This is a genomic window from Pseudomonas fluorescens, assembly GCF_030344995.1.
GTDB lineage: Bacteria > Pseudomonadota > Gammaproteobacteria > Pseudomonadales > Pseudomonadaceae > Aquipseudomonas > Aquipseudomonas fluorescens_BF.
Map to the genome: position 1 here is coordinate 839,569 of NZ_CP128260.1, position 18,903 is coordinate 858,471.

Here is an 18,903-nt window from a genome sequence, read left to right on the forward strand (position 1 = left end):
CCTCAGGGCTGCGTTTTTTGTTTAAGGCCGGGCCTTGAGCTGGGCCTCGGCAGCCTTGGCCAGATCCGGCGGCAGGAAATCCTTGTCCGGGTTGTAGTCGGCTTTCAGATAACGCGTCAGATCTTGCAAATCACCCGGGTTCAACGTCCCCGCCGCCTGCTTCAGGCGCAGGTTGTCGAGGATGTAGTCGTAGCGGGTGTTGTTGTAGTTGCGCACCGAGGTATACAGCTGACGCTGGGCGTCGAGCACGTCGACGATGTTGCGCGTCCCCACCTGGTAACCGATTTCCGTGGCTTCCACCGCGCTCTGGTTGGAGATGATCGACTGGCGGCGCGCCTGCACCTGCTCGACGTCGGTGTTCACCGCGCGGTGCAGGTTGCGGGTGTTTTCGACCACTTGCCGACGCAGGCCTTCACGCTGCTGCTCGGTCTGATCCAGGCGCGAGTAGGACTCGCGCACCTGGGAGCTGGTCAACCCGCCGCTGTAGATCGGGATGTTCAGTTGCAGGCCCACGGTGCTCTGCTCGACGTTGCCACTGTACGGCGTACCGAAGGCATTCGGGTTGGCGAACCCGAGGGCGTCGTTGTCGCCTTTTTCGTATTTGGCCACGGCGTCGAGGGTCGGCAAGTGGCCGGCCTTGCGTTGCTTCAGGGTCTGTTCGGCCGAGCTCACCGCATAGTTGCTGGCCAACAGATTGAGGTTCTGTTTCGCCGCGGTATCGACCCATGCCTTGGCGTCGTTCGGCGCCGGCGGCAGGATCGGTAACGTGTGGACGATGCCCTGGATCGAGTTGTACTGGCGGTTGGTCAGGGTGATCAGCGCTTCGAACGCATCATCGACCTGACGCTGGGCGACGATCCGGTTGGCCCGCGCGGTGTCGTAACTGGCTTGCGATTGCAGCACGTCGGTCTTGTCCGACAGACCCACATCGAAGCGCTCGTTGGACTGGTCGAGCTGGCGCTTGAACGCGGCTTCCTCGGCCTTGGTCGAGGCCAGGTTGTCCTGGCTGCGCAGCACGTTGAAGTAGCTTTCGGCGGTCTGCAGGATCAGGTTTTGCTCAGTGGCCGACAGTTGCAGCGCGGCCTGTTCGTTGACGTCCTTGGCGGCCTGGTACTGGAACCAGCGATCGGCGCGGAACAGCGGCTGCGCCAGGGTCGCCTGATAGGAATGCGCGCTGCGGTTGGCGATGGCCGAGGGCTGGTCGATCGAGGTGCGTACGTTGGCGGTTTCGGCGCCGCCGGACAGGTTCGGCAGCAGCCCGGCGCGGGCCTGGGGCACGACTTCTTTCTGCGCACCGTACTGGGCACGGGCGGCCGCCAGGTCGGCGTTGTTGTCGACCGCTTCCTGATAGACGCTGACCAGATCCGTCCTGGTCGATAAAGGCGCTTCTGCTGCCCAGACCGTAGCGGTGGACGCACAAGACACGGCAACAGCCAGTGAGAGTTTGCGCAGCATGAGGCGATCCCTAGCATGAATATTATGGAAATAATCCGGGCGCCAAAGGTAAGGCGCGGCCCATGCAGCGTCAAGGCGCAGCATGGCGTAGCGAGTGTAGTTGCGCAGGCGGCAGGCAACAATCTGCCAATTGCGCCATTCATCATGGTGTTTGCAGCGGTGTTGGCGTTCTTTGCCGGTTGTGTCTAGACTGGCCGGGTTCTTGTCGGGGTGCCTTGCTATGAGGCTGAGATCGAATAATTTCGGATCCCGTTGAACCTGATCAGGTTAGCGCCTGCGTAGGGAACAAGATTTCTCGTCACCCGGCGAGTCCTCTTGTGTTTCGTCCGGGAAATTGTTCGACAATCGAACGCTCGACGACGATGCACAGCACCAGTCCTGGTGCGTCCGTGCCTTTCAGGTTCTGCTCCGACAATCCACTGCCTGGATGCTGTCTGGAGAGCCCGTGATGACTACAAAATCTAAAAACGCGATCAACCTGAGTGACTCGGCCAAGGTCGATGAACAGTCGGTTCAACCGTTCACCCGTTCGCAAAAAGTCTACGTTCAGGGCTCCCGCCCGGACATCCGCGTGCCGATGCGCGAAATCACCCTCGATGTGACCCCGACCGACTTCGGCGGCGAAATCAACGCGCCGGTCACCGTCTACGACACCTCCGGCCCGTATACCGATCCGAACGTCGTGATCGATGTGCGCAAAGGTCTGGGCGATGTACGTTCGGCGTGGATCGACGACCGTGGCGACACCGAGCGCCTGCCAGGCCTGAGCTCGAATTTCGGCCAGGAGCGCCTGGCCGATCCGGAACTGACCAAGCTGCGTTTCGCCCACGTCAACAACCCGCGCCGCGCCAAGGCCGGGGCCAACGTCAGCCAGATGCACTACGCGCGCAAAGGCATCATCACCGCCGAGATGGAATACGTCGCCATCCGCGAAAACATGAAGCTGCAAGAGGCCCGCGCTGCCGGCCTGTTGAAGCAGCAGCACGCCGGCCACAGTTTTGGCGCGAGCATCCCGAAAGAAATCACCCCTGAGTTCGTGCGCGAAGAAATCGCCCGTGGCCGCGCGATCATTCCGGCCAACATCAACCACGTCGAACTGGAACCGATGATCATCGGCCGCAACTTCCTGGTGAAGATCAACGGCAACATCGGCAACAGTGCGCTGGGTTCGTCCATCGAAGAAGAAGTGGCGAAACTGACCTGGGGCATTCGCTGGGGCTCGGACACCGTGATGGACTTGTCCACCGGCAAGCACATCCACGAAACCCGCGAGTGGATCATCCGTAACTCGCCGGTTCCGATCGGCACCGTGCCGATCTATCAGGCGCTGGAAAAAGTGAACGGCGTGGCCGAAGACCTGACCTGGGAGCTGTTCCGCGACACGCTGATCGAGCAGGCGGAGCAGGGCGTCGATTACTTCACCATCCACGCCGGTGTGCTGTTGCGCTACGTGCCGCTGACCGCCAAGCGCGTGACCGGCATCGTCTCCCGTGGCGGTTCGATCATGGCCAAGTGGTGCCTGGCGCACCACAAAGAGAACTTCCTCTACACCCACTTCGACGAAATCTGCGAAATCATGAAGGCCTACGACGTCAGCTTCTCGCTGGGCGACGGCCTGCGTCCGGGCTCGATTGCCGACGCCAACGATGAGGCGCAATTCGGTGAGCTGGAAACTCTCGGCGAACTGACCAAGATCGCCTGGAAGCACGACGTGCAATGCATGATCGAAGGCCCGGGCCATGTGCCGATGCAGCTGATCAAAGAGAACATGGACAAGCAGCTGGAGTGCTGCGACGAGGCGCCGTTCTACACCCTCGGCCCGCTGACCACCGACATTGCGCCGGGCTACGACCACATCACCTCCGGCATCGGTGCGGCGATGATCGGCTGGTTCGGTTGCGCGATGCTTTGCTACGTGACGCCGAAGGAACACCTGGGCCTGCCGAACAAGGATGACGTGAAGACCGGGATCATCACCTACAAGATTGCCGCTCACGCAGCGGACCTGGCCAAGGGGCATCCGGGCGCGCAGATCCGCGACAACGCCTTGAGCAAGGCGCGTTTCGAATTCCGTTGGGAAGACCAGTTCAACCTCGGTCTGGACCCGGACACCGCCCGTTCGTATCACGATGAAACCCTGCCGAAGGATTCGGCGAAGGTCGCGCATTTCTGTTCGATGTGCGGGCCGAAATTCTGCTCGATGAAGATCACTCAGGAAGTCCGCGAATACGCGGCCAACCAGCGGATCGACGCGGTCGACGTGGATGTTGCCCAGGGCCTGGCGGAACAGGCCGAGCGGTTCAAGAAGGAAGGCAGTCAGCTGTACAAGAAGGTTTGATCTGACCTGAGTCCGGCGGCGCTCGCGCCGCCGTCATCGTCGGAACGCCGCCCGGGGCAAGCCCGCTCCCACAGTGTTTTGCGTTGCTCACAGGATTTGTGTTCAGCGAGGATTCTGTCGGAGCGGGCTTGCCCCGGGCGGCGTTCCGACGATGGCGATCAAAAAAACAACAAATGTCCCTCTGAGATAACACCTTTGAGTATTCAACCCGGTACCTATTCCCCCGACCTCGCCGTGCCCGCCAACCAGCGTGTATTCGGCGGTCGTGATCTGTTTTCCCTGTGGTTTTCCCTCGGCATCGGCCTGATGGTTTTGCAGACCGGTGCGCTGCTGGCGCCAGGGTTGGGCCTGTCGGGATCGCTGTTGGCGATTTTCCTCGGCACCCTGGTCGGCGTCCTGTTGCTGGCCGCCGTTGGCGTGATCGGCAGCGACACCGGTCTGTCGTCGATGGCCGCGCTGAAACTCAGCCTCGGCAGTAAAGGCGCGAGCCTGCCGGCGCTGCTCAACCTGCTGCAACTGATCGGTTGGGGCTCGTTCGAAATCATCGTCATGCGCGATGCTGCCAGCCTGCTCGGCACCCGTGCGTTCAGCGAAGGTTCGCTGTGGGCCAGTCCGATGCTGTGGACGTTGTGCTTCGGTGCACTGGCGACGTTGCTCGCGGTCAGCGGGCCGTTGACGTTCGTGCGCAAGATCCTGCGCAAGTGGGGCATCTGGCTGATTCTGGCCGCGTGCATCTGGCTGACCTGGAACCTGTTCGCCAAGGCAGATCTCGCCGCCTTGTGGGCGCAGGCCGGGGATGGCTCGATGCCGCTCGCCGTGGGCTTCGACATCGCCATCGCGATGCCGCTGTCGTGGCTGCCACTGATCGCCGACTACTCGCGCTTCGGCCAGCGGGCGAAGAACGTATTCGGCGGCACGGCGATCGGTTTCTTCATCGGCAACTTCTGGTTGATGAGCCTCGGCGTGGCTTACACCCTGGCGTTCGCGCCGAGTGGTGAAGTCAACGCGTTGCTGCTGGCATTGGCCGGTGCAGGCCTCGGGATTCCGCTGTTGCTGATTCTGCTGGACGAGTCGGAAAACGCCTTTGCCGACATTCATTCTGCGGCGGTGTCCAGCGGGATTCTGTTGCGTCTGAAAGTCGAACATCTGGCCTTGGCCATCGGTGTGATCTGCACCCTGATCGCCTTGCTCGCGCCATTGGCGCAGTACCAGAACTTCCTGCTGCTGATCGGTTCGGTGTTCGCGCCGCTGTTCGGCGTGGTGCTGGTGGATCACTTCATCCTGCGCAAGCGCAGTGCCCAGGTGGCGTCGGCCGCATTGCGCTGGCCGGCACTATTGGCCTGGCTGGGTGGCATCAGCACCTATCACTTGCTGGCCAATCTGTATCCGGATGTCGGCGCGACCCTGCCGGCGCTGGTGCTGGCAGGGCTGCTGCAGCTCGTGCTCGGCCGGGCTTTCAGTTACGGCCGGGAAACAGCTCGGGCTTGAGAATGCCGTTCAGGCGCGGGTAAGGGATCTTCAGTTCGACGTGGCCCAGCGCGTAAGGCGCGATGGTGGTCACGTCGTACTTGAGGATCACGCCGCCGTAGGTCAGCGCCACGTTCGGGGTTTTGACGAACGGCCAGCTCTTCACGAACTCCGGTTCCTGATCGAGCTTGGTGCTGATCAGCCAGCTGTTGTGGGCCACTTGTGCGGCTTTCCAGAACGCCTCTTCCTGACCTGGCAGCAACATATCCGCCAGGGTCAGCACCTTGTGCTGCTGACGCGAATAGTTGATGAAACCGCGTCCCGGCGTACCGTGGGCGCCGCCGGTGTCCAGGTAGCTCGACGTTTCGATGATCACCAGACCGTCATGCTGCTCGCGTACTTTCGCCTGCAAATAGCTGCTGTTGCGCGGGCCGGCGTTGGCCAGGAACTGCTCGCGATACGCAGCCAGCGTCGGCGCCACAGGGGCGTTCGGTGCGGTGCGGGTCATTTGCAGCAGGCGTTTTTCGATGATGCCGTCCAGCGCCGGTTCTGCCGGGAAGCGCAACGTATCGATGTTCACCAGCGGGCAGTCCGGGTTGGAACAACCGGGCTTCAGCGTTTCCGAGGCGTCGCGGGTGGTTTCCAGCGGCGTGCGGTAGTTGGGCTGGAACAGGCTGGCGCAGGCGCCCAGGGTCAGGGCGATGGCCGCCACGGAGGCGATTTTGAAAAGCGACATGGGCGTCCTTTCTGAAACAGGGGAAGGCAAAAAGTTACCGCTTCGACTCTCTACGAAGCAGTCAGTTCGCCACTAAGCTAATTAGAGTGGGTTTCGCCTCCACCGTCCATCCCGCTGACGGTAAAGGGGCTGCATCAAACATCGCGGGCGCGTTAGGATGGCGCGAAGTCGAGGTGGCAGGTAAGGCGCCTCGTATTGGATTTGCAGTAAAGAGGATACTCATGACCGATTTCGCCAAAGCCATTCCCACCGCCGTCGATATCGTGCGACGCGAGCAGTGCTACAAGGGCTTCTACAAGCTCGACCGTGTGCACTTGCGCCACGAACTGTTCGCCGGAGGCATGAGCCGCGAAATCAATCGTGAGGTGTTCGTGCGCCACGATGCCGTGTGCATGCTGCCCTACGATCCGCAGCGCGATGAAGTGGTGCTGATCGAGCAGTTTCGCGTCGGCGCTCTGGGCAAGGCGGACAACCCGTGGCTGGTGGAACTGGTCGCCGGTCTGATCGACAAGGACGAACAGCCGGAAGAAGTTGCTCACCGCGAGGCACAGGAGGAAGCTGGGCTGGACATCAAGGCCCTGTGGCCGATGACCAAATACTTTCCGTCGCCGGGCGGCAGCAACGAATTCGTACATCTGTATCTGGGGCGTTGCAGCACCGAAGGCGTGGGCGGCCTGCATGGGCTGGAGGAAGAAGCTGAAGATATTCGCGTCACGGTCTGGGCCTTTGAAGATGCCCTGCAGGCCGTACGTGACGGTCGGATTGCCAATGCGGCGAGCATCATCGCCTTGCAGTGGCTGGCGCTCAATCGCGCCGAAGTGAGGGGGCTATGGTCGTAAACAAGTTGCGCGATCGCTACCGCGTCGATCTCGTGGGGCTGCAAGCCGCCTGCGAGGCGAACTACGCGCGCCTGATGCGACTGTTGCCGGACATGCGCAACGACCCCGAGGCCCGGCGCATTGCCGTGACCCAGGGCGACCAGATGCTCGGCGTGCTGACGCTGGAAGTGTTGCAGGCCTGTCCGTACACCACGACCTTGCAGGTGCGCCAGGAACACAGCCTGCCGTGGCTGCCGGTGCCGCAACTGGAAGTGCAGGTCTATCACGATGCGCGCATGGCCGAGGTGATCAGCGCCGAACATGCGCGACGTTTTCGCGGCGTCTATCCTTACCCGAATGCGGCCATGCATCAGCCGGACGAGAAGGCCCAGCTCAATCTGTTCCTGGGCGAATGGCTGAGTCACTGCCTGGCGTGCGGACACGAATACGCGGCGGTCCGATAACCACCGCAAGTTGTGAACTGCGTCCGGTTCGCCGGTTTCTCTTTGCGCTGTCCCCCCGCATAATTGCCGCACCTTTCCAGTCCCGCGATCCCGGGGGAGAACGCCTTGCCGAGCGTATCGACTTTGACCACCGCCGACACGGCGTTGCTGGTGCAACTCTCTGACAGTCATCTGTTCGCCGAGGCGGACGGAACGCTGCTGGGCATGAACACCCGCGAGAGCCTGCAAAAAGTCATCGAGCTGGTACTCGAACAGCAACCGCGGATCGACCTGATCGTGGCCAGCGGCGACCTGTCCCAGGACGGCACGCTGGAGTCCTACCAGCAATTCCGGCAGATGACGGCACAGATCGATGCGCCGGCCCGCTGGATTCCCGGCAACCACGACGAACCGCAAATCATGGCTCAGGCGACGGTGAAGAGTGCGTTGCTGGAGTCAGTTGTCGATGTCGGCAACTGGCGCGTGACCCTGCTCGATTCGGCAGTGCCCGGATCGGTGCCGGGGTATTTGCAGGATGACCAGTTGCAATTGCTCGCCCGTTCCCTGAGCGAAGCGCCGGATCGCCATCATCTGGTGTGCTTCCACCACCATCCGGTGTCGATCGGTTGCGCATGGATGGAGCCGATCGGCTTGCGCAATCCGGAAGCGTTTTTCGAAGTGCTTGACCGTTTCCCACAGGCCCGCGCCGTGCTGTGGGGGCATGTCCATCAGGAGATCGACCGCGAACGCAACGGCGTACGGCTGATCGCATCGCCGTCGACCTGCATCCAGTTCGAGCCAGGCAGCGAAGACTTCAAGGTTGGCGAACAGGCGCCGGGGTATCGCTGGTTGCGGTTGTTGCCGGACGGGCGAATCGAGACGGGCGTGGAGCGTGTCACCGATTTCCGGTTCACTGTTGATTACGGCTCCGACGGATACTGATCAAAGGGCGCAGCGCTGATTTCCTCAGGTGCTGGCCCAACACCCCTCGACTCCCTGTAAACTCCGCTATCTTCAGCCGACGCCCAGGGAGCTCAAATGTCCGGTTCGATTCTCTATATCCATGGTTTCAACAGCGCGCCGGCCTCGAAGAAGGCCTGTCAGCTGGTCGAGGTGATGGAACGGCTGGGTTTGAGCGATCAACTGCGTGTGCCGGCGCTGCATCACCACCCGCGCGAAGCCATCGGTCAGCTGGAACAGGCAATCGCCGAACTCGGCCGGCCATTGCTGGTGGGAAGTTCGCTCGGCGGCTACTATGCGACTCACCTGGCCGAGCGCCATGGCCTGAAAGCCCTGCTGGTCAACCCGGCCGTCAGTCCGCACCGGATGTTCGACGGATACCTGGGCACCCAGAAAAACCTGTACACCGACGAAACCTGGGAGCTGACCCACGACCACGTGACGGCCCTGGCCGAGCTGGAAGTGCCGGCACCGCAGGATCCGCAGCGCTATCAGGTATGGTTGCAGACCGGGGACGAAACGCTGGATTATCGCCTTGCCCAGCAGTATTACCGGGCCTGTGCCTTGCGCATTCAGGCCGGTGGCGACCACAGTTTCCAGGGATTTGTTAAACAATTGCCGGCATTGCTCAGCTTTGCCGGGATTGGCGCCGATATCTATCAGGCAATCGATTTCACTGCACTGTGAAGTCTTGCCCCATTTTCATTGAATCACTGACGACGAGACCCTATGGCCACTCCCAGCGCTAGCTCCTATAACGCCGACGCCATCGAAGTCCTCTCGGGCCTCGACCCGGTGCGCAAACGCCCCGGCATGTACACCGACACCAGTCGGCCGAACCACCTTGCCCAGGAAGTCATCGACAACAGCGTCGACGAAGCCCTGGCCGGCCACGCCAAATCGATCCAGGTCATCCTCCACGCCGACCATTCGCTGGAAGTCTGCGACGACGGCCGTGGCATGCCGGTCGACATCCACCCGGAAGAGGGTGTGTCGGGTGTTGAACTGATCCTCACCAAGCTCCATGCGGGCGGCAAGTTTTCCAACAAGAACTACCAGTTCTCCGGCGGTTTGCACGGGGTGGGTATTTCGGTGGTCAACGCCCTGTCGACCCAGGTACGGGTGCGGGTCAAGCGTGACGGCAACGAATACGAAATGACCTTCGCCGACGGCTTCAAGGCCACCGATCTGCAAGTGATCGGCACCGTCGGCAAGCGCAATACCGGAACCAGCGTTTACTTCGCGCCGGATCCGAAATACTTCGACTCACCAAAATTCTCCATCAGCCGCCTCAAGCACGTGCTCAAGGCCAAGGCCGTTCTGTGCCCGGGGCTGCTGATCAGCTTCGAAGACAAAGGCACCGGCGAAAAGGTCGAGTGGCACTACGAAGACGGCCTGCGCTCCTATCTGGTGGATGCGGTCAGCGAATTCGAGCGCCTGCCGGACGCGCCGTTCTGCGGCAACCTGGCCGGCACCAAGGAGGCGGTCGAGTGGGCGCTGTTGTGGCTGCCGGAAGGCGGCACATCGGTCACTGAAAGCTACGTCAACCTGATCCCGACGGAGCAGGGCGGCACCCACGTCAACGGTCTGCGTCAGGGCCTGCTCGACGCGATGCGCGAGTTCTGCGAGTTCCGCAGCCTGCTGCCGCGCGGCGTGAAGCTGGCGCCGGAAGACGTCTGGGAGCGCATCGCTTTCGTCCTGTCGATGAAGATGCAGGAACCGCAATTCTCCGGCCAGACCAAAGAGCGTCTGTCGTCCCGTGAAGCGGCGGCGTTTGTCTCCGGTGTGGTTAAAGACGCTTTCAGCCTGTGGCTCAACGCCAACCCGGAAACCGGTCTGGCGCTGGCCGAACTGGCAATCAGCAACGCCGGCCGTCGCCTGAAAGCGAGCAAAAAGGTCGAGCGCAAACGCATCACCCAGGGGCCGGCATTGCCGGGCAAACTGGCCGATTGCGCCGGGCAGGACCCGATGCGTTCCGAGCTGTTCCTGGTGGAAGGTGATTCCGCCGGCGGTTCGGCCAAACAGGCGCGGGACAAGGAATTCCAGGCGATCCTGCCGTTGCGCGGCAAGATCCTCAACACCTGGGAAGTCGACGGCAGCGAAGTGCTGGCCAGCCAGGAAGTGCACAACATTGCGGTAGCGATCGGTGTCGATCCGGGCGCCGAGGACATGAGCCAGCTGCGCTACGGCAAGATCTGCATCCTTGCCGACGCCGACTCCGACGGTCTGCACATCGCAACATTGTTGTGCGCCCTGTTCGTCCAGCATTTCCGCCCGCTGGTGGATGCCGGTCACGTCTACGTGGCGATGCCGCCGCTGTACCGCATCGACCTGGGCAAAGAGATTTTCTACGCCCTGGATGACGCCGAGCGCGACGGGATTCTTGACCGTCTGGTGGCCGAGAAGAAGCGCGGCAAGCCGCAGGTCACCCGATTCAAAGGTCTGGGTGAAATGAACCCGCCGCAACTGCGTGAAACCACCATGGACCCGAACACCCGGCGCCTGGTGCAGTTGACCCTAGGGGACGACTTCGCCGAGACCTCGGAAATGATGGACATGCTGTTGGCGAAAAAACGCGCAGGCGACCGCAAGACCTGGCTCGAATCCAAGGGCAACCTTGCCGAGGTCCTGGCCTGATGCGGTTTGGCTGGGCCTTGGCGGGTGCGTTGCTGCTGGGTTCGATGACGGTGTCGGCAGAGCCTGTGCAAGAACTGCGCGTGCTCGCCGAACATCCCGTCGAAGGCATGCGCGGCGGCAATCTGTCGGGGCTGGCCCTTTGCGGCAATGACCTGTGGACCGTTTCGGACCGCGACGATGACCAGATCTACCGTCTCGATATCCGCGACCGGGTCTGGCAGGCCACGGCTGTGCGTATCGATCCACCGAAAGTGCCGGACAGCGGCTTGCCGTGGGGCATCAGCTCGCGCACCTGGGCGGCGTCTTTCGTTCGTGGCGGTGATCTGGATTTCGAAGGCATCACCTGCGACAGCGCCGGCAACCGCTACATTGTCAGCGAAGCCCACGCAGCGGTGCTGCAAGTGCCGCCGCAGGGGCCGTCGTCGTGGCTGAAAATCTCGCCGATGATGGTTCGCGAAGCGCGGGCCAGTGGCATGTTGCTGCAGTTCAACGCGATATTCGAAGGTCTGGCGATCAACCCGGCGGGCGATCAGATGTGGCTGGCTGCCGAGCGGCAAAGCCGTGGCTTGCTGATGATCAAGCGCCAGCAGACGGTATGGGATTGTGACGGTCGCTGCGTATTGCTCAGTGAAGGCGGCATGGAAATGCAACCGCCGCAGTTCCCGAAAGCCCGTCCGGTCAATCGGGATTTTTCCGATATATCTCTGTTCAACGGCAAACTGTTTACCCTTGAGCGCAACGCGTACCAGATCTGTCGTCGCGATGCGCTGACGGCCAAGGTCGAGCTTTGCTGGTCGTATGCGGCCGAGCTGTTGCAGGCCAATCGGCGTTACTCGCAGAACTTCGGGCTGGAAGAGGCGCTGGTGGTCGATGCTCAAGGTGCCTGGATCGGCGTCGACAACAATTTCGGCCCGCGCGCCGATGGCGAGGTTCGCCCGATCATCTGGCGTTTCGCCGCGCCTGAGGGTGGCTGGAGCGCCAAGCCATGAGCCAGCAACCGCCGGGCAAACGCGCCGGTCGGGTGCTGATGATTCTGGCCTGGTGCGCGGCGCTGTTTCTGGCCACGCGGTTTTTCGGCCAGTGGGAAGAGCGTCAGCGTAATCCCAATGTGGAAGTGGATTCGCAGCAAGGTAATGGCTTTATCGAAGTGAAACTGATCGGCAACGCCCAGGGACATTTTGTCGCCAGCGGCCTGATCAACGGTCGGCCGGTGGAGTTCATGCTCGACACCGGCGCGACCGACGTGGCAATCCCGGCCGAGGTGGCGAAAAACCTCCGGCTGGAAGAAGGTTTCGGTGTGACCTTGAGCACGGCCAATGGCCTGAGCCAGGGCTATCGCACCCGGATCGACCGCCTGCAACTGGGCGACATCGTGCTGCGGGACGTCCGCGCACTGGTGGCGCCCGGCCTGCATGGCGATCAGGTGCTGCTCGGCATGAGCGCCCTGAACAAACTTGAATTTACTCAGCGCGGCGGCACCATGCTGCTGCGCCAGACAACGAACCGATGAGGCCCGCATGAGCGACAACCTTGCAGACAGCTTAGATGGCGTAGAACGCCGGTCGCTGGCTGACTTCACCGAAAATGCCTACCTCAACTACTCCATGTACGTGATCATGGACCGTGCCCTGCCGCATATCGGCGACGGTCTGAAACCTGTACAGCGGCGTATCGTCTACGCCATGAGCGAGCTGGGGCTGGACGCCGATTCCAAGCACAAGAAGTCGGCGCGTACTGTCGGCGACGTGCTCGGCAAGTTCCACCCGCACGGCGACTCGGCGTGCTACGAAGCCATGGTGCTGATGGCCCAGCCGTTCAGCTATCGCTACACGCTGGTGGACGGCCAGGGCAACTGGGGTGCGCCGGACGATCCGAAATCCTTCGCCGCCATGCGTTACACCGAAGCGCGGCTGTCACGTTATTCCGAAGTGCTGCTCAGCGAGCTGGGCCAGGGCACCGCAGACTGGGGCCCGAACTTCGACGGCACCCTGCAGGAGCCGCTGGTGTTGCCGGCACGTTTGCCGAACATCCTGCTCAACGGCACCACCGGTATCGCCGTGGGCATGGCCACCGACGTGCCGCCGCACAACCTGCGTGAAGTCGCCACGGCGTGCGTGCGTCTGCTCGACGAGCCAAAAGCCACGGTCGAACAGCTCTGTGAACACATCCAGGGCCCGGACTACCCGACCGAAGCGGAAATCATCACCCCGCGCGCCGACCTGCTGAAAATGTACGAAACCGGCAAGGGTTCGGTGCGCATGCGCGCCGTGTACCACGTCGAGGACGGCGACATCATCGTCACCGCGCTGCCGCACCAGGTCTCCGGGGCCAAAGTGCTGGAGCAGATCGCCGCGTTGATGCAGGCCAAGCCGTCGAAAGCGCCGCAGATCGCCGATCTTCGCGACGAATCCGACCACGAAAACCCGTGCCGCATCGTGATCATCCCGGTCAACAGCCGCGTCGATCATGAAGCGCTGATGCAGCACCTGTTCGCCAGCACCGAGCTGGAGTCGACCTACCGGGTCAACGTCAACATCATCGGTCTGGACGGCAAACCGCAGCTGAAGAACCTCCGCGCACTGCTGGTGGAGTGGCTGGAATTCCGCGTGCTGACCGTGCGTCGCCGCCTGCAATTCCGTCTCGACAAGGTCGAGCGTCGCCTGCACCTGTTGGACGGTTTGCTGATTGCCTACCTCAATCTGGATGAAGTGATTCATATCATCCGTACCGAGGAACATCCGAAAGCCAAGCTGATCGAGCGTTTTGCCCTCAGCGAAATCCAGGCCGACTACATCCTCGACACCCGTCTGCGTCAGTTGGCGCGACTGGAAGAGATGAAGCTGCGCGACGAGCAGGACGAACTGCTCAAGGAACAAGCCAAGCTGCAAGCGCTGCTGAGCAGCGAAGCCAAGCTGAAGAAGCTGGTTCGCAGCGAGCTGTTGAAAGACGCCGAAACCTACGGCGACGACCGTCGGTCGCCAATTGTCGAGCGCGCCGAAGCCAAGGCGCTGACCGAGCACGATCTGCTGCCGAACGAGAAAGTTACTGTCGTGCTGTCGGAAAAAGGCTGGATCCGTTCGGCCAAGGGCCATGAAATCGATGCGACCGGCCTTTCGTACAAGGCCGGGGACGGCTTCAAGACCTCGGCGGCGGGGCGTTCGAACCAGTCGGCCGTGGTCATCGACTCCACGGGCCGCAGTTACTCGCTGGCCACCCATACCCTGCCATCGGCACGGGGCCAGGGCGAGCCGTTGACCGGCCGTCTGACGCCGCCGCCGGGCGCAACGTTCGAATGCGTGCTGATGCCTGAGGAGGATTCGCTGTACGTGATCGCCTCTGACGCCGGTTACGGTTTTGTGGTGAAAGGCGAAGACCTGCAGGCCAAGAACAAGGCCGGCAAGGCGCTGTTGAGCCTGCCGAACAACGCCAAGGTGATCGCGCCGCGTCCGGTCGTCGATCGCGAGCACAACTGGCTGGCCTCGGTAACGACCGAGGGTCGCCTGCTGATCTTCAAGATCAGCGATCTGCCACAATTAGGTAAGGGCAAAGGCAACAAGATCATCGGTATTTCCGGTGAACGTGTGGCCAGTCGCGAAGAATATGTCACGGACATCGCCGTTCTTCCGGAAGGCGCCACCTTGGTGCTGCAGGCCGGAAAACGCACCTTGTCGTTGAAGGCCGACGACCTCGAACACTACAAAGGTGAACGTGGTCGCCGTGGTAACAAACTGCCACGTGGCTTCCAGCGGGTGGATGCGCTGCTCGTCGAAAACCTCAATTAAGCGGCCCGGAAGCGTTCGCACTCTTTTCTCCTTCGGGGAAAATGACTGAGAACGCCTCTCTAGAGCGCCCGATCTACGATTTAACCCGTAGATCGGCGCTTTGGCGCTGGAGTCGGAACGCATATTCACGGATGATATGGCCTTTCCAAGCGCCGGCGTGGCCGAGCGTTCTTCATATTTGTTGAGTATTTTCACTGTGGTCAGCCTTGTGGCGGCCACCTGGACGGGATGATGACTTCTCTGCGCCCCCTTATTTTCCTGCTCGCCGGCGTTCTTGGCCTGGCGGGTTGCAGCGTTCACCAGCCGGTGTCGCTGTATCAGCTGGACAGCGGAAGTCCGGCTCAGCCTGCGCAAAGCTCAGGCATGGCAGTTTTGCTGGGCCCTGTGATCGTTGCCGATTACCTGCAACGGGAAACCCTGTTGCAGCGTCAGCCGGACGGCAGCCTGCAGGCTGCGGTCGATGGTCGCTGGGCCGGCAGCCTTTCGTCGGATATCGATCAGTTGCTGCTGCGTCAGGTTGCCGGTCATCTGGACAGTCAACGTGTAGTGCTGGCGCCGGCCACCACCGGGTTCACCCCGGATGTGCAGGTGCTGTTGACCATCACGCGTCTGGATTCCGGTGCCAAGCAACCGGCGATTCTCGACGCGCAGTGGCGTCTGATCGACCGCCGTGGCCAGGTGCGCGATAACCGCATCGTCCATCTACAGGAACAGCACGCCGGCACCACTGCCGCGCAGGTGCAGGCGCAGGGCGTGTTGTTGCAGCGTTTGGCCGAGCAGTTGTCGGTAGCGCTCAAGCCGTTGGCCAATCAGCCACCGGTTGCCGAGGCGCCACGCAAACCGGCACCGAAGCCGGCAGCACCGGCGGCGGAAGCCGAGAAGCAGCCGAAGATACCGATGGCTTCGCCGATTCGAACGGATATGGAAGTGTTCCGCTTCTAGGACTGGATCGAGTCAGAACAGAGCCCGCCTTGTGCGGGCTTTGTTGTGTCTGGGGTTCAGTGAAAGATCAAGAGCCCCCCCTCACCCTAATCCTCTCCCGGAGGGAGAGGGGACTGACCGAGGTGTCTGGCGTCATACATCGACCTGAAAGATCTTGGCGATTATGGATTCAAAGCTGGGCGTTCAAGTCGCTGCAGCTCTTCAATATTCCCGGATCGGTTCCCTCTCCCTTTGGGAGAGGGCTAGGGTGAGGGGGCTCCAAAGCCTGGCGCAATCACGAAACCACCACGCACAAAAAAGCCCACAGACAATCACTCGCCTGTGGGCTTCTTCACATCAAGGGCAGGGCCTCAGGCCCGGCGCTCATGCATCCGCGCCAGTTGCCGTTCAAGCATCGATGGATAAGGCTCCATCAACCGCTCCACACAGCAAGCCCCCTCAGGGCTGGCAATCGGCCGAATTCGCGCACGCTGGCGGATCAGCGCGTCGTCACCGATCTTGCGCTCCACCAGCAGCAGGTTGCGGCTGTGTTGCGACAGGGCCAGGGCGTCCTGGGCAGAGTCGGTCAGCAACAGGTCGATCTGGCTCAGGCCGAACAGTTCTTCACCAAGAGTCAGGCCCAACTGCAATTGCAGGGTGATGCCGCTGTCGGCGACTTCGATCTGCAACTGGTGGCCCAGCGCCCGCAGCAGCTCGCCGCAGCAGATGGCGTTGGTCAGGTAATCGTCGCCGCTGTCTTCGGTGTGGAACAGCATCAACGTGCTGCCGTCGTTCAGGGTTTCGATTTCACCCTGATACAGCGAAGCAGCCTGCTCCAGGCAGTCGCGATAACGATCCTGCAGCTCTTCCAGACGTGCGCGCGGCAAGCGGCGCAGTTGCTCTTGCGAACCCAGTTGCACCGCCAGCACTGCCGTGTGTTGCGGCACGCTCGGGGTGGGCCGGCGAACCGCCGGTTGTGCGGTTTCGCTCAGCGACTCGTCGCGCAGATCGGCGAACGGATCTTCGTCATCGTCGTCTTCAACGGTGCTGACCACATGGCGTGGCGCAGGTTTCTGCGCAGCCATCGGGCGGCTCTCGTCGAAGCTCGGATCACGCAGGTTGCGCACTTCGAATTCCGGCTCGTCGTCCTCGAACTCGGGTTCCGGCTCAGGCTCCGGTTCGGCCGGCTCCGGGGCATAGTTGGCGTGCAACTGGCGGGCAAGATCGCCGATCTCGTCCTGACGCTCGATACCCGGCGTATATTCGTCGATCCGGCGCAGCCACACGCGCAGTTGCAGCAGCGGCGTGGAGATGTGCCGGCCCAGACGCAGGCTCAGGGCCAGAGACAGCGCCAGCAGGATCGCACTCAGAATGCCCATGCTTTGCATGCTGATGGTCATCGGCTGCTGGAACTGGTCCATGTCCAGGCTGATGCGCAGTTGCCCGGCGGTCACGTCCTGGAAGGTGATCTTGCTCTCGTACATGCCCTCGGCTTCGCCCAGCAGGCCGTGCTTGGGCCGCTGACCGGACTCGGCGAGGATGCGGTTGTCCACGCTGTAGATGGCAGCGTGGGCCACCAGCTTGTTCTTGGTCAGGTTATTGAGCAACACGTTGAGGCTGAGGATGTCGTTGGACACCAGCAGCTCGGTGGCGGAGGTGGCGGTCTGCGTGGTCAGGCTTTCGCCCAGCGCATCGGCCTGCTCGTGCATGGCCTGCTTGAACTGCAGGCCCATCACGCAGGCATAGATCACCAGGGCCAGGGCGACCAGGATCACGTTATGGCTGGCAATGCGCAATGCAATCGGTACACGGCGGTGGCGCAGTGCACGGAAGATCAGCAGGAAGAAGTTATCGGTTTTAACTGGCGTGGGCCGGTTCACTGAGCTCGGCTCTTTTGTCCGTGAAGTTGACGCGCAGTATAGCGACAGGCCCTAGACCGGCAAAGCGCTGGCGGTGCCCGATGGTCACTGAAAGTGGGTAGAATGCGGTTTTTTTCCAGTTGCGGGGGTGCGCGTTGCGCGAAATCGTCCTGATTAACATCACGGGAGTCGACCGTCCGGGTCTGACAGCGGCCATTACCGGTGTTCTGGCCCAAGGTGGTGTGAATATCCTCGACATCGGTCAGGCGGTGATTCACGACATGCTGTCGTTCGGCATCCTCGTGGAAATCCCCGACTCCGAGCAAGGCAAGTCGGTGCTCAAGGACATCCTGTTCAAGGGCTATGAGCTCGACCAGCAGGTGCGCTTCACCCCGGTGTCCGAAGAGGATTACCAGCAATGGGTGGGCAATCAGGGCAAGAAGCGCCACATCGTTACCCTGCTGACCCGCAAGGTCACGGCCGGCCAGTTGCAGGCCGTGAGTTCAATCACCGCCAAATATGGCCTGAACATCGACCATATCGACCGTCTGTCGGGTCGCATGCCGCTGGACACCCCGGCGGACAAGGGCAAGGGCTGCATCGAGTTCTCCGTGCGTGGCGAAGCGGCCGACCCGCAAGCCCTGCGCGCCGAGTTCCTCAGCGTGGCCCAGGAGCTGAACGTCGACATCGCCTTCCAGGAAGATTCGCTGTTTCGTCGCAACCGTCGTCTGGCGGTGTTCGACATGGACTCGACCCTGATCGAAGCCGAAGTCATCGACGAACTGGCCAAAGCCGCCGGCGTCGGCGACCAGGTTTCGGAAATCACCGAGCGGGCAATGGCCGGCGAGCTGGACTTCCGCGCCAGCTTCAAAGAGCGTCTGGCGCTGCTCAAGGGCCTGGATGTCAGCGTGCTCGACTCGATCGGCGCTTCGCTGCGCCTGACCGAAGGCGCCGAAACCCTGTTCGCCGAGCTCAAGCGCCTGGGCTACAAGACTGCGATCCTCTCGGGCGGCTTCACCTACTTCGCCAAGCAATTGCAGGCCAAACTCGGTATCGACTACGTGTTCGCCAACGAACTGGAAGTGGTCGACGGCAAGTGCACCGGCGTGGCGATCGAGCCGATCGTCGATGCTCAGCGCAAGGCCGATCTGCTGAAACAGCTGGCTGAAAAAGAAGGTTTGCGCCTGGAGCAGACCATCGCCGTGGGCGACGGCGCCAACGACCTGCCGATGCTGGCGATTGCCGGTCTGGGCGTGGCATTCCGCGCCAAGCCGCTGGTCAAGCAGTCGGCGAAGCAGGCGATTTCCACCCTCGGGCTGGATGGCGTGCTGTACCTGCTGGGCTTCCGGGATCGCGACGGGCAGCTCTGAGAGCTCTGCCGCCTGAGCTGGCCCCTTCGCGAGCAAGCTCGCTTCTACGTTGGAATGCATTTCAAATGTGGGAGCGGGCTTGCTCGCGAAGGGGGTGCCCCGGATTACCCGGTTCCA

Annotated in this window: 15 protein-coding genes and 1 riboswitch; of the genes, 12 read left to right on the forward strand and 3 right to left on the reverse strand. The window is 62.0% G+C overall.

The features are described 5' to 3' along the window. Positions 1–21: 21 nt before the first annotated feature. Positions 22–1,455, reverse strand: coding sequence for a TolC family outer membrane protein (locus QR290_RS03775; RefSeq protein ID WP_115076327.1), 1,434 nt, complete (start codon positions 1,453–1,455; stop codon positions 22–24). Between the two features lie 196 nt (positions 1,456–1,651). Beyond that, positions 1,652–1,757, forward strand: a riboswitch (TPP riboswitch). Positions 1,758–1,903: 146 nt separating this feature from the next. Between QR290_RS03775 and thiC the strand changes: the two genes are divergently transcribed. Both thiC and cytX read left to right on the forward strand, forming a co-directional pair. Beyond that, positions 1,904–3,793 carry a phosphomethylpyrimidine synthase ThiC gene (thiC, locus tag QR290_RS03780; RefSeq protein WP_011332157.1) on the forward strand — a complete coding sequence of 630 codons (1,890 nt, stop codon included), beginning with the start codon at positions 1,904–1,906 and terminating at the stop codon, positions 3,791–3,793. 195 nt (positions 3,794–3,988) lie between these two features. Next, positions 3,989–5,281 carry a putative hydroxymethylpyrimidine transporter CytX gene (gene cytX / locus QR290_RS03785; protein WP_221535365.1) on the forward strand — a complete coding sequence of 431 codons (1,293 nt, stop codon included), beginning with the start codon at positions 3,989–3,991 and terminating at the stop codon, positions 5,279–5,281. Here cytX and QR290_RS03790 read toward each other — a convergent pair. Further along, positions 5,250–5,996 (reverse strand): RsiV family protein, encoded by a 747-nt coding sequence (locus tag QR290_RS03790; RefSeq protein ID WP_085701039.1) that lies wholly within the window; start codon positions 5,994–5,996, stop codon positions 5,250–5,252. The two genes, cytX and QR290_RS03790, sit on opposite strands and share 32 nt — an antisense overlap. Positions 5,997–6,217: 221 nt before the next feature. Between QR290_RS03790 and QR290_RS03795 the strand changes: the two genes are divergently transcribed. The 9 genes from QR290_RS03795 to QR290_RS03835 all read left to right on the forward strand — a co-directional run bounded on the left by QR290_RS03795 (position 6,218) and on the right by QR290_RS03835 (position 15,578). Then, positions 6,218–6,835 carry an NUDIX domain-containing protein gene (locus QR290_RS03795; RefSeq protein ID WP_115076329.1) on the forward strand — a complete coding sequence of 206 codons (618 nt, stop codon included), beginning with the start codon at positions 6,218–6,220 and terminating at the stop codon, positions 6,833–6,835. Next, complete coding sequence (locus tag QR290_RS03800; RefSeq protein ID WP_115076330.1) at positions 6,826–7,278, forward strand: DUF1249 domain-containing protein; 453 nt, start codon at positions 6,826–6,828, stop codon at positions 7,276–7,278. The genes QR290_RS03795 and QR290_RS03800 overlap by 10 nt, the downstream gene beginning before the upstream one ends. 105 nt (positions 7,279–7,383) lie before the next feature. Further along, the gene (cpdA, locus tag QR290_RS03805; protein WP_289204358.1) at positions 7,384–8,199 is read left to right on the forward strand and encodes a 3',5'-cyclic-AMP phosphodiesterase; all 816 of its coding nucleotides are present in this window, start codon (positions 7,384–7,386) and stop codon (positions 8,197–8,199) included. A 96-nt stretch (positions 8,200–8,295) separates the two neighbouring features. Then, positions 8,296–8,904: a YqiA/YcfP family alpha/beta fold hydrolase gene (locus tag QR290_RS03810; RefSeq protein WP_289204359.1), complete on the forward strand. Its 609-nt coding sequence runs from the start codon at positions 8,296–8,298 to the stop codon at positions 8,902–8,904. Between the two features lie 42 nt (positions 8,905–8,946). After that, positions 8,947–10,854, forward strand: a complete 1,908-nt coding sequence (parE, locus tag QR290_RS03815) for a DNA topoisomerase IV subunit B (RefSeq protein ID WP_085608483.1) — start codon at positions 8,947–8,949, stop codon at positions 10,852–10,854. After that, positions 10,854–11,843 carry an esterase-like activity of phytase family protein gene (locus QR290_RS03820; RefSeq protein WP_289204360.1) on the forward strand — a complete coding sequence of 330 codons (990 nt, stop codon included), beginning with the start codon at positions 10,854–10,856 and terminating at the stop codon, positions 11,841–11,843. The genes parE and QR290_RS03820 overlap by 1 nt, the downstream gene beginning before the upstream one ends. Continuing rightward, entirely contained in the window at positions 11,840–12,364 is a 525-nt protein-coding gene (locus QR290_RS03825; protein ID WP_115076334.1) for a retropepsin-like aspartic protease family protein, read from the forward strand. The genes QR290_RS03820 and QR290_RS03825 overlap by 4 nt, the downstream gene beginning before the upstream one ends. Positions 12,365–12,371: 7 nt before the next feature. Beyond that, positions 12,372–14,636 carry a DNA topoisomerase IV subunit A gene (gene parC, locus QR290_RS03830; RefSeq protein WP_289204361.1) on the forward strand — a complete coding sequence of 755 codons (2,265 nt, stop codon included), beginning with the start codon at positions 12,372–12,374 and terminating at the stop codon, positions 14,634–14,636. Positions 14,637–14,867: 231 nt separating this feature from the next. Next, a complete protein-coding gene (locus QR290_RS03835; RefSeq protein ID WP_289204362.1) occupies positions 14,868–15,578 on the forward strand; it encodes a PqiC family protein in 711 nt (236 codons plus the stop codon). Positions 15,579–15,928: 350 nt separating this feature from the next. Here the strand turns inward: QR290_RS03835 and QR290_RS03840 are convergent, their stop codons facing one another. Next, the gene (locus QR290_RS03840) at positions 15,929–17,437 is read right to left on the reverse strand and encodes an AhpA/YtjB family protein (protein WP_289204363.1); all 1,509 of its coding nucleotides are present in this window, start codon (positions 17,435–17,437) and stop codon (positions 15,929–15,931) included. A 134-nt stretch (positions 17,438–17,571) separates the two neighbouring features. On the opposite strand from QR290_RS03840, the gene serB reads away from it, so the two are divergent. Then, on the forward strand, positions 17,572–18,786 hold the full coding sequence (serB, locus tag QR290_RS03845; RefSeq protein ID WP_007952163.1) for a phosphoserine phosphatase SerB: 1,215 nt from the start codon (positions 17,572–17,574) through the stop codon (positions 18,784–18,786). Positions 18,787–18,903: the final 117 nt, after the last annotated feature.